Annotated in this window: 10 protein-coding genes; 6 read left to right on the forward strand and 4 right to left on the reverse strand. The window is 44.2% G+C overall.

Annotation, left to right across the window (positions count from 1 at the left end):
* Nucleotides 1-13 precede the first annotated feature (13 nt).
* Nucleotides 14-676, reverse strand: coding sequence for a hypothetical protein (locus MUCPA_RS16615; RefSeq protein WP_008507932.1), 663 nt, complete (start codon nucleotides 674-676; stop codon nucleotides 14-16).
* A gap of 37 nt (nucleotides 677-713) precedes the next feature.
* Nucleotides 714-1,853 (reverse strand): ATP-binding protein, encoded by a 1,140-nt coding sequence (locus MUCPA_RS16620; protein ID WP_008507934.1) that lies wholly within the window; start codon nucleotides 1,851-1,853, stop codon nucleotides 714-716.
* Between the two features lie 505 nt (nucleotides 1,854-2,358).
* Between MUCPA_RS16620 and MUCPA_RS36185 the strand changes: the two genes are divergently transcribed.
* Nucleotides 2,359-3,531, forward strand: coding sequence for a GAF domain-containing protein (locus tag MUCPA_RS36185; RefSeq protein WP_050982124.1), 1,173 nt, complete (start codon nucleotides 2,359-2,361; stop codon nucleotides 3,529-3,531).
* A 16-nt stretch (nucleotides 3,532-3,547) separates the two neighbouring features.
* Here the strand turns inward: MUCPA_RS36185 and MUCPA_RS16630 are convergent, their stop codons facing one another.
* Complete coding sequence (locus MUCPA_RS16630) at nucleotides 3,548-4,024, reverse strand: Lrp/AsnC family transcriptional regulator (RefSeq protein ID WP_008507936.1); 477 nt, start codon at nucleotides 4,022-4,024, stop codon at nucleotides 3,548-3,550.
* A 356-nt stretch (nucleotides 4,025-4,380) separates the two neighbouring features.
* Here MUCPA_RS16630 and MUCPA_RS39265 point away from each other — a divergent pair, with 356 nt between their 5' ends.
* From MUCPA_RS39265 to MUCPA_RS16640, 3 genes are all read left to right on the forward strand, one after another.
* On the forward strand, nucleotides 4,381-4,512 hold the full coding sequence (locus MUCPA_RS39265) for a hypothetical protein (RefSeq protein ID WP_008507937.1): 132 nt from the start codon (nucleotides 4,381-4,383) through the stop codon (nucleotides 4,510-4,512).
* A gap of 20 nt (nucleotides 4,513-4,532) precedes the next feature.
* Nucleotides 4,533-6,068, forward strand: coding sequence for a phosphoenolpyruvate carboxykinase (ATP) (gene pckA, locus MUCPA_RS16635; RefSeq protein ID WP_008507938.1), 1,536 nt, complete (start codon nucleotides 4,533-4,535; stop codon nucleotides 6,066-6,068).
* Between the two features lie 150 nt (nucleotides 6,069-6,218).
* Entirely contained in the window at nucleotides 6,219-6,641 is a 423-nt protein-coding gene (locus tag MUCPA_RS16640) for a hypothetical protein (RefSeq protein WP_008507940.1), read from the forward strand.
* A gap of 20 nt (nucleotides 6,642-6,661) precedes the next feature.
* Here MUCPA_RS16640 and MUCPA_RS16645 read toward each other — a convergent pair whose 3' ends face one another.
* The gene (locus MUCPA_RS16645) at nucleotides 6,662-8,182 is read right to left on the reverse strand and encodes a hypothetical protein (RefSeq protein ID WP_008507942.1); all 1,521 of its coding nucleotides are present in this window, start codon (nucleotides 8,180-8,182) and stop codon (nucleotides 6,662-6,664) included.
* On the opposite strand from MUCPA_RS16645, the gene istA reads away from it, so the two are divergent.
* Entirely contained in the window at nucleotides 8,181-9,713 is a 1,533-nt protein-coding gene (gene istA / locus MUCPA_RS16650; protein WP_233276878.1) for an IS21 family transposase, read from the forward strand. The genes MUCPA_RS16645 and istA overlap by 2 nt on opposite strands.
* Before the next feature lie 20 nt (nucleotides 9,714-9,733).
* Nucleotides 9,734-10,480 (forward strand): IS21-like element helper ATPase IstB, encoded by a 747-nt coding sequence (istB, locus tag MUCPA_RS16655; RefSeq protein ID WP_008507945.1) that lies wholly within the window; start codon nucleotides 9,734-9,736, stop codon nucleotides 10,478-10,480.
* Nucleotides 10,481-10,570 lie beyond the last annotated feature (90 nt).

Here is a 10,570-nt window from a genome sequence, read left to right on the forward strand (position 1 = left end):
GATAGCCTATCTCCTACCTGCCCCTGCGTGTACGTGGAGCATCCTCTTCCGTAACCGCATCATTTTTCGTTTCTTTTTTGGCCTTTTCTGTTTTTTCGGAATGACTATCCGTAGAGATCTCGGTAAAGCTTTCGCCGTCGGATTTTTTTGTTGTAGCAGATACTACATTTTCCTTTTGCTCCGCCGGTTCCTGGGTCACCTCCTCCTTTTGTTTCCGTTCAGCCACTTTGATCTGTACGAAACTGCTATCCATGTCTTTGACCATCGCAGAAGGATCGAGCCTGACCTCGCCTTTATACTTTTTGTCGCTGTTGGTCGCTGTCAGGATCAGATCAAGAGTGGCGCCGTTCATCAGCGCGGTTTGCTGTTTTTCAGAAAGCTCATTACCACGGATCTTCCCCAGCTTGATCTTGTTCGCATCCACGAACACCAGGGTATTGGTCTGGTTATCCGGGAAGATGTAAACCTTGTCAATCGACTTACCACCTTCGGTCTCCAGCTTGTCTTTATAGACCCAGCGGTATTCGCTGGAGATCTTGTCATTGAGCAAGCGGTCCTTTTCCTTATCGGTCAGCTGATCCAGTATGGCCGGTGCGACAAAAAGCTCCTCCCTTTTTTCCGTGATCTTGACATGCAGGTTATCTTCTTTGCGATATAAACTCGCCCTGCCGGTCACTTCCCGAAACCCGCTTTCAGCATGCTGGTCGTTAAATTTAAACGTAAAAACATCTGTGCTTTAATAAGAAGTCTTCGATATTATCGGGTGATATGACCAAAGTCTTAGACCCCGGATAATTATCTGTAAATGTTTGCGGAAAGCGAACGGTTCCTTTAGACGACCATTTAAATTCATAAGCGGCCAACTGTTCCCCATCTTCCTCGATCAGATCGATCTCCTGCTGCTGGTTGGTTCTCCAGAAAAAAGAAACGACATCGATATCGTGGTATTTCAGGTATTTCATTCGTTCCGAGATCACATAGTTCTCCCATAACGCACCCGTATCCGTCCTTGAACCTAATGGTTTAAAATTATTGATAATGGCGTTCCGGATCCCGCAATCATAGAAATAGATCTTCTTTCCCTTTTTGATCTCGTTCCTGACATTGCGGCTGAATGCAGGTAACCTGAAAACCACAAAGGTCTTTTCCAACAGGTCGATGTATTTATCGATGGTTTTACTATCGCTCCCGATCGTCTGGCCCAATTCATGAAAACTCACCTCACTTCCTACCTGCAAGGCGAGCGCCTTCAAAAGTTTCTCCAGCAACAAGGGTTTTTTAACCTGCTCCAGCATCAATAAGTCCTTATACAAATAACTCCCTGCCAATAACTTCAACAGCTCTTTCTCTTCCCCGACCTTGGTCACGATCTCCGGATAATACCCGAAGATCATGCGCTGCTCGATCATGCGTTTCTCCTGGACAAGCCCGTTCGCCCCGACCAGTTCTTCAAAACTCAATGGGTAAAGCATATATTCATACTTCCTCCCCGTTAAAGGCTCATTGACCTGGCTTGACAACTCAAACGCGGATGAACCCGTAGCAATGACCTGAACATCTTTGATCTGATCGGTAAATAATTTCAGGGTAAGCCCAATGTTAGGGATACGCTGCGCCTCATCGATGAATACTATTTTTTTCTGACCAACCACGGCCCTGAGTTTTGTCGCTGTGGTATTCGTCAAAATATCCCTGACATCGGCATCATCGCCATTTAAATATAAATGATCCTTGTCTCTTAGGATCTCCTCAACCAAAGTTGACTTACCCGATTGCCGAGGTCCGAATAACAAAATGGCCTTCCCCTTAAAAAGCCTTTCTTCTATCGTACTTTGTAAACTGCGTATAATCATTTTGGATTTCAATCCTTAAATTACATAGTGAATTTGGATTTCAATCCAAAATTAACATATTGGTTTCGGATTAACAAGTACCACGAAGATATTTTGATGAAATGACCCGAATCCCGATAGGAGTCTTTAAATTAGCACCAGCAAAGGCCAGAGGCCTTTATAACGCTCTCCTGTGTTTTGGGACAGGAGGGCGTTTCTATTTTTTTATTCCGTTAGCAGCAAATAAATATACGCCGCCAACAGGATCAGTTTCCCAGCTATCTTTCTCGTTAGCATGAGATGAACGTCTGCTTCCGTTTCAATAATGAGGACTTTTACGATTGAAGGCGCCCCGCTTCTCCGTCCAATAAAAAGCCCCGTGTATGCTATTAAGCTAATATGTCAATGAATTAAAACAATACGACCTGAATAGAAGGCGTTTATCCCGCTTCAAGATAGTCTAAACCCGCTTTAAAGGCAGGAATGCCGATTTTGCGATCGCGGCTCTATTGTTGTATGACTTATAGTGCAATTGCCTTATTTACACATATTTCCCGATCCGTATCATGAATTTATCAGAATCCAAAAGGCTAAAATAGTCAAACTCTTTAGCGCACTCAATTTTAGTCAAAGTCAAAAGATCAATGATGTTTTAAAACTGGCTGCAGAAACAGCAAACGTACCGATGGTAACGATCTCCCTTATGGGTAAGGACACCCAGTTCATTAAATCAAACATCGGCCTGGATGTTGACGAAGGTAGCCGCGAAACGTCCTTCTGCAAATATCTACTGGACAGTAAAGAGGTACTCGTCGTTCCAGATACATTAGTTGATGATCGCTTTATGAACAACCCTGCCGTGGTAAGTTATCCGGATATTCGATTTTATGCGGGCGCCCCCTTGATCAGCAATGCCGGTTACCATATAGGCTCTCTTTGTGTGTACGACCAGATCCCTCACATATTTACCAAAAGCCGGCAACAGATATTAGGTATCCTTGCGACCCAGGTCATGCATATCATGGAACTGGAGCTTGCAGTTATCCTGGCGGACAAACGCATCAATCATTTGGCCAACTGGGGAACAAAGAAAGCTTCGTTAGAACGGAAACTCAGAGCTTTTTTTGAACGCTCACCGCTCTGCCATACGCTGATCAGCCCTAACTTCAGGATACTCGATTTTAATATCGCAGCAGCAACCTTTATCAAAGATACACACGATCTGCGCTTGCAGGTCGGCAAAAATATCAGGAATTACCTGAGCAAGACATTCAGGGTTCTGTTTAGTTTATATTTTAAAAAGGCTGTTGGCGGGGAGCACATCAAGCAGGAAGTATTGATCAAAAATGATGCAGGTGTTTCCAAGTGGTGGGAAGTTTCCCTGGACCCGGTAACAAATGAGGCTGGTCAAGTTACCAGCATCGCTTACAATGCCACCAATATTAATGATCGAAAGATGCAGTTGCCTGAGATCTCAGCTCAGAACAAAGCGCTATCGAACATCGCCTATATTCAGTCACACCAATACCGAAGACCCGTCGCCTCGATCCTTGGCCTGTTCGAATTGATCAGGGCCGATAATTATCAGCCCGACCGTGAATGTTTAATATTAATGGAAAAAGCCGTCAATGAGCTGGACCTGGTGATCAAGCAAGTGGTTGATGTCGCTGGGCCACACACCTCAAAAGTTTCGGCCTGATCTCGCGGCTACGCAGCTATGTTTTTGTATGCAAACTGAACGCAGTCTCGTGCTTGATCTCTGATATGACAAAAAAGCTTTCTACGTGCCCGATATCTTTTACCTTGGCCAGCTTGTCGATCAGAACATCATTGTATTCTTTCATATCCCGGATCACGATGCGGAGCAAAAAATCGAAGGAACCCGTCATATGGTAACATTCCATGACCTCGGTTATTTTAATGATCTCTTCTTTAAACGCAAGCAAGCCCTCTTGTGAGTGTTCTTTGACCTGTACCTGTGTGAAAGCTGTCAGGCTCTTGCCTATTTTATCCTGGTTGAGTATGGCAGCATAGCGTTTAATGTAACCCTCTTCCTGCAAGCGGCGAACACGGATATGAATAGGGGTAACAGATTTGTGCAGGCGATGTGCCAGCTCCTTGTGTGTAAGCCGCGCATCTTCCTGCAGCAGCTGTAAGATACCCATATCGGTTTGGTCAAACTGGTGACTCATATCGTTCAATAATTTAATATAATGACGGGCCTTAGTGTATAAAATACAATATAAGGACGAATAATTGGTAGTGCTAAAGTATTGATATTAGAGATAAATGACAAGCTAAATTCTATTTCCTGACGGGTTGCTTAGTGTATTGTAACCCGATTTTTGTTCATTGCAGAGTGCTATTTTACCAAGAAAGGGTCGTTTTTAACCTTCAATTAGTTTTAACAACTATTTAAGGTATGGCTCATGGTCATGTTTTCTAAAATCAATAGCATGTATAGTAACAAAGACCAAAACACCCAACCTTTACTTCGCGGATCAGCAATGCCAATGCCCTCAACAACCAATAACATAAATACAGACTTATGAAACCCTTTAATAGTCCTGAAACCTTAATACCACTCGGTGTGGTGATCGCCTTTTTATTGGTCCTGGTGGTAAAACGCTACCATAAGGCTGAAAAAGAGTATGACGATGATTTTCAGGGTTGGATATAAATGATCTCATTATAAAAAGTATGGAGCAATTAATCTTTAGTACTAAAGTGCACACGCAATTACCTGTTCAGGAATTGGTTAAGCAGACACTGATGCGAGGTGAAGGTGTTTTGAACGACACCGGTGCGCTGCTGGTGAAAACCGGTGCCTTTACCGGGCGCAGCCCCCAAGATAAATTTATCGTGCGCGATAGCTTAGCCGAAACGGCTGTCAACTGGAATAAGTTCAACACGCCCATTGATGAAAAATATTTCTTCGGACTGAAAGAGCAAATGTTGGCATACCTTAATAAGCTACCCGAACTTTGGTTGAGGGACGCCTATGCCTGCGCCGATCCTGCCCACCGCTTAAACATACGGGTGATCAATGAGCATCCATGGTGCAATCATTTTGTGGCCAATATGTTCTTAGAGCCGACCGCAAGAGAGCTCGAAGGTTTTGAACCTGAATGGCTCGTGATCCAGGCCCCGGGTTTTAAAGCCGATCCTGAAAAAGATGGCACACGCCAGGCAAATTTTACAGTGATTTCGTTCGCTTACAAAACCATATTGATCGGAGGCACCGGGTACACCGGAGAGATCAAAAAAGGGATCTTCACGGTCCTGAATTTTATCCTGCCCTTTCAAAAAAGAGTACTATCCATGCATTGCAGCGCCAATGAGGGCCCCAAAGGCGACACAGCGATATTTTTTGGTTTGAGCGGTACAGGCAAAACCACCTTGAGTTCTGACGCCGGCCGTAAACTAATCGGCGATGACGAGCATGGCTGGAACGAACAGGGCGTATTTAATTTTGAGGGTGGCTGTTACGCTAAGATCATAGACCTGTCAGCTGAGTTTGAACCCGAGATCTTCCAGGCTATCCGGCCCGGTGCATTGGTAGAAAACGCCTCTTTCGTTAAAGATTCCAATAAAATAGATTTTGCCGATCGCTCCTTAACAGAAAATACCAGGGTCAGTTACCCGATCAGCCATATTCGAAATGCGAAGTCCCAGTCGGTGACCGGAGTACCACAAAATATATTCTTTTTAACCTGCGATGCTTACGGCGTGATTCCGCCTATCAGCAAACTGACCAAAGAGCAGGCCATGTTCCATTTCTTAAGTGGCTACACCGCAAAGATCGCCGGGACCGAAGAAGGAGTAACCGAACCGCAAGTAACCTTCAGCACCTGTTTTGGTGCACCTTTTTTACCATTGCATCCAAGTCACTACGCAGCGTTGCTTGGTGAATACCTGGACCTTTACCTGGTAAAGGTCTGGCTGGTTAATACCGGATGGACGGGAGGGAGTTACGGCACCGGTTGCCGCATCGCGATCAAATACACCAGGGCTATGATCAATGCCGCTCTAAACAATGAGCTTGACCGCGTAGATTATAACAAAGACCCGGTTTTCGGCTTAAGCGTTCCCCAACAATGTGAGGGCGTACCCGCCGAATTACTTAATCCACGAAATACCTGGACCGATCCGATCGCCTACGACGAAACCGCAAAAAAACTAGCCCAAAAATTCCAGGATAATTATCAGCAATACAAGCAGGTCGCCATGTCGTAGCGGATTTCCTGCTTTCAACAAACGGCTGTTATTATACCTCTGAAGAAGTTAAGGCATCAATAAAGTGCAATGTAAAAGCTAAATTTTCTTAAGTGTGAAAAGTATATTCGATAGTATTTTTCTGTATATTTACCTTAAACCAATCCCATCATGAAAACCTTTAAAGCATCCCAGGAATTGATCGACATTTTATTAACTTATGGATTTGTCGAAGATACCCACATCAATTACCCTGAGCACGCCGCGAGGTTAAAAGCTGACCCATATGACCCATCGCATATGAAACGCCACTTTGTTTTCAAGGGCACGAGGGAAAAACTGCATTTCGATTACGTTAATATGTATTTACCTACTGGTGGAAATACTATGTCTTTTACAACAGATGAACTGAAATCCCTTATCGCATTCTGCCGCCTCTCAGCCACAGATAGAACCGCTTTAACTGATGAACGATACCAAGCTTTAAGTATACCTGAAATCATTTCCGATGTAAAGCGCCATCCCTATATCTATTCCAAATCAGTTTACAAAAGGGCGAAATTGCAATTTGAGAAGATACCGGACATAAATTAGTATCTTGTGGAATTCAGCACTTAATATTCTTCGACCATACTTCTAATTTTTTGATTGTAAGCAATCTCCTTAGCGCGATTTTGTTCACCCGAAATATCTTGAAGGATGGCCATATAGCCCTCTACTATCTTCAATTCGGCTTCAGTGAAAAAGCCAGGATTTGATCTCGCCCAATTTCTTAAAAGATCAATTCCCTGTATCGTTTTGACTTCTCGTTCCCGCAAGGTATAAACTGACAGTTTTGCAAAATTTAACTGCGTATCTGAATCCCATTCATCTATCCAACGCTTTCCAAGCATTTTCAAAAGCATCGTGTCAAACGTTAGTTTCCTTTCGACTTTAGCAGATATTGAATGAGGTATTAGGAAGACGTTTCGGACGTTTGCAATAGCTTCTATATTCAATGCAAATTCCTCACCATATCCTTCAATTTCTTTTTGCGTGGATTTAGAAATAAGCAACTCTAAATACACTTTCGCCCGCGAACTACTGGTCCCCATGAAGTCGAGAAGCAATTTCGAAAATATATTGGCTCGGGTTTGTGAAGTCCCAATTTTTAAAATATTTTTAAACAACTGTTCGGGCTTGTTCCACATCCCATCCCGAGTACTACGCAGGAGTAATACATCATCAAAAAAAACAGTTAGTGCAATAGAGAAGCCACTATGATCAGGCCTTTTTAAAAGTTCGCCTAAAACCCCATCCCATAAAGAAGTGTTTTTAGCCGGCAAATCATCAAAGGGCGGCAATAAATACAATGTGGCTAAAGAAGCGATAAATATTTCTTCAGGAACTTCAATCAAAATTTGAGTTGCTGATCTGTTACTTAGTGAGAAACCCAAAATGTGCTGTTCAAGTTCTTCAGGAATATCTTTGGTTGTAAGTACAACGCTTTTGATCAAACTAGAAACATTTGACAACTCATGGATTAGGACATTATGTTCTGAAGTTTCGAGCTTTTTCCAGTTTGAAATAACATAGCGCCAAAAAGTTGCCTGAAAAACTTTGTTCTCAACGGATAGAAACTTGTGAATAAGAGCTATTCGGTCTGTACTCGTAATTGCATCGATTTTGTAGGAAAAAAACCACACTGGAATTTCGGCAAGGGACGTGTGATATCCCTTATCGGATATATGGGCTACCACCCAATCAATAAACGCATGAAGGATGCGAATTAGCGTATTGTTCTCTACTTGCGATTCTTGAAAAGTCATTATAAACCGGTTCGTGTTTATTCTAACCAATGTTGGCAAATGCTTGAAAAACACGGGCATAAGAACAGCCCAAAGTTCCCACATATCTGGTGCCACACGATCTTCTATCTCGTACATCCAGTCAAACGTATAAATGGTATGTCCGGTGGAGATTATGATGAATGAGACCACACCATTTCGGCGCAAGCTGACCCACTGTTTCGGGGCAAACCGACCATGGTATTTCGGGGCAAACTGACCCACCAAAACGCGTAGCAAATGCTGTAGAAGTAACCATCTTTTGAGGGCAAAAGACCTGTCTAAGATGGCCAATTTGACAATCAGCATGAGTAAGATTAGAAAGATTTTAAGGATGAACAGTCAGGGTCGCAGCACGCGATTTATAGCTGCCCAGATTGATTCATCCCGGAATACCGTAAGAAAGTACCTGGCCGCCCTTAAGAAAAGCGGCTTTACCTTTGAAGAAGTTAATAGCCTGAATGATAAGGAGCTGGAAGATCTTTTCGGTAAGACCAGGGAAAACAACCAGCCAAGCAGCCGTATGCAATCCATGCTGCGCTGCTTCCCACATGTCGATAAAGAGCTCAAAAAGACCGGTATGAACCGGCAGCTCCTGTGGGAAGCCTATATCAAAGAGTTTCCCGACGGCTATAAGTACACCCAGTTTTGCACGTATTACAACCAATGGAAGACCAGGGTCAACCCGACCATGCACATGGATCACAAGGCCGGAGACAAGCTATACGTTGATTTTGCGGGTGAAAAGATGAGCTATACGGACAAGGAAACCGGTGAAGTTATTGAAGTAGAAGTCTTTGTAGCAATCCTTGGGGCCAGCCAGCTCACCTATGTAGAGGCTGTTATGAGCCAGCAAAAGGAAGACTTTATTGCAGCCTGCGAGAATACCCTGCACTTCATCGGGGGCGTTCCTGCCGCCATTGTGCCGGATAACCTGAAGGCGGCTGTAACCAAAAGCAGCCGCTATGAACCAACCCTTAACGAAACATTTGAAGACTTCGCCGATCATTATGGCACTACCATATTACCAGCGCGGGCGTACCGCCCGCGTGACAAAGCATTGGTAGAAGGCGCCGTTAAGATCATTTATACCAAGGTATACGCCCCTTTAAACAAGCATATCTACCATTCTTTAACAGAACTCAATACGGCGATCTGGCAAGCCCTGGAAGTCCATAACAGCCAGTTGCTCAAGGGGCGCAATTACAGCAGGATACTACAGTTTGAAGAGATAGAGCGTGGGACACTGGCACCGCTGCCTGTGTTGCGTTACCAGTTCAAAAAGCACTTCTATGCCAGGGTGATCAAGAATGGCCATGTCAATCTCGGCCCTGATAAGCACTATTACAGTGTGCCTTACCGCTTCATCGGCAAGCGGGTTAAGCTATTATACTCCCGCACTATTGTAGAGATCTACTCCAATTATGAGCGTATCGCTTTGCACCCGCGCGAAAAGAACCCCTACGGGTATACTACCGACAAAGAACATATGGCCAGCGCTCACCGCTTCAAAAGTGACTGGACGCCAGATATGTTCCTCAATTGGGCGGCCTCCATCCATGAAGATGTCAGGCTATATATCCTTCAAATACTGGAGCGTAAACAACACCCCGAACAGGCTTACAAATCCTGCCTGGGGGTACTTGGCTTTGCAAAAAAGGCAGGGAACGACCGGTTAATAATGGCCTGTCAGCGAGGGCTCAGTTATGGCCTTTATAGCTATAAAACGATACAAACCATATTGGAAAACAAGATGGACAACTATGAGGAAAGCATATTTGCCGATGAGCTACCCATGCCTAACCATGATAATATCCGGGGAAAAGACTATTACAAATAACCATTTAAAACAACAATAACATGAACACAAGCACCTTAGACAAACTGCGGAAGATGAAGTTCTTCGGCATGTTTCATGCCTTTAAAAGCAGCATGGAAACCGGTAAAACAAACGATTACACGGCAGATGAACTGCTGGCCCACCTGGTAGATGCAGAATGGGACGACCGGCAGAACAGGCGTATTGAACGCACAATCCTATATGCCCGGTTCCGCTATAAAGCTTCAATTGAAGATGTTCATTATCATGCCGACCGAAGTATTGACCGCAACCAGATCATGCGCCTGGCGGATTGTACGTTTGTTGACCGCTTCGAGAACCTGCTGATCACCGGGAGTACCGGTATCGGTAAAAGCTATATTGCTTCTGCTGTGGGCTACCAGGCCTGTGTATTGGGCTACAGGGTATTGTACACCAGTACGCCCAAACTATTTGCCAAGCTCAAGATGGCCAAGGCGGATGGCTCCTACATGAAAGAGCTGGCTAAGATCGAACGCCAGCAACTGCTCATACTCGACGACTTTGGTATCCAGCCTTTTGATGCACAAAGCAGGGCGGCACTAATGGAGATCATTGAGGACAGGCATGGTAAGACCTCGCTGATCATTACTTCGCAGCTACCAGTCAGTAAATGGTTTGAAGTGATCGGTGAAAAAACGGTTGCTGATGCTATCCTGGACCGGATCGTTCATGATGCACACCGTATCGAGCTAAAGGGAGAATCTATGAGAAGAAAACGTAGTGTTGAACCGGAAAACAGCCATTAATGAAATTACCTTTTAAATAACTATTTTTGTACATGCTTTTATAGCATTTGCTGCAACCCAAAAGTCAGCTAACCCCTGGGTCAATTTGGC

The organism is Mucilaginibacter paludis DSM 18603, assembly GCF_000166195.2.
Lineage (GTDB): Bacteria > Bacteroidota > Bacteroidia > Sphingobacteriales > Sphingobacteriaceae > Mucilaginibacter > Mucilaginibacter paludis.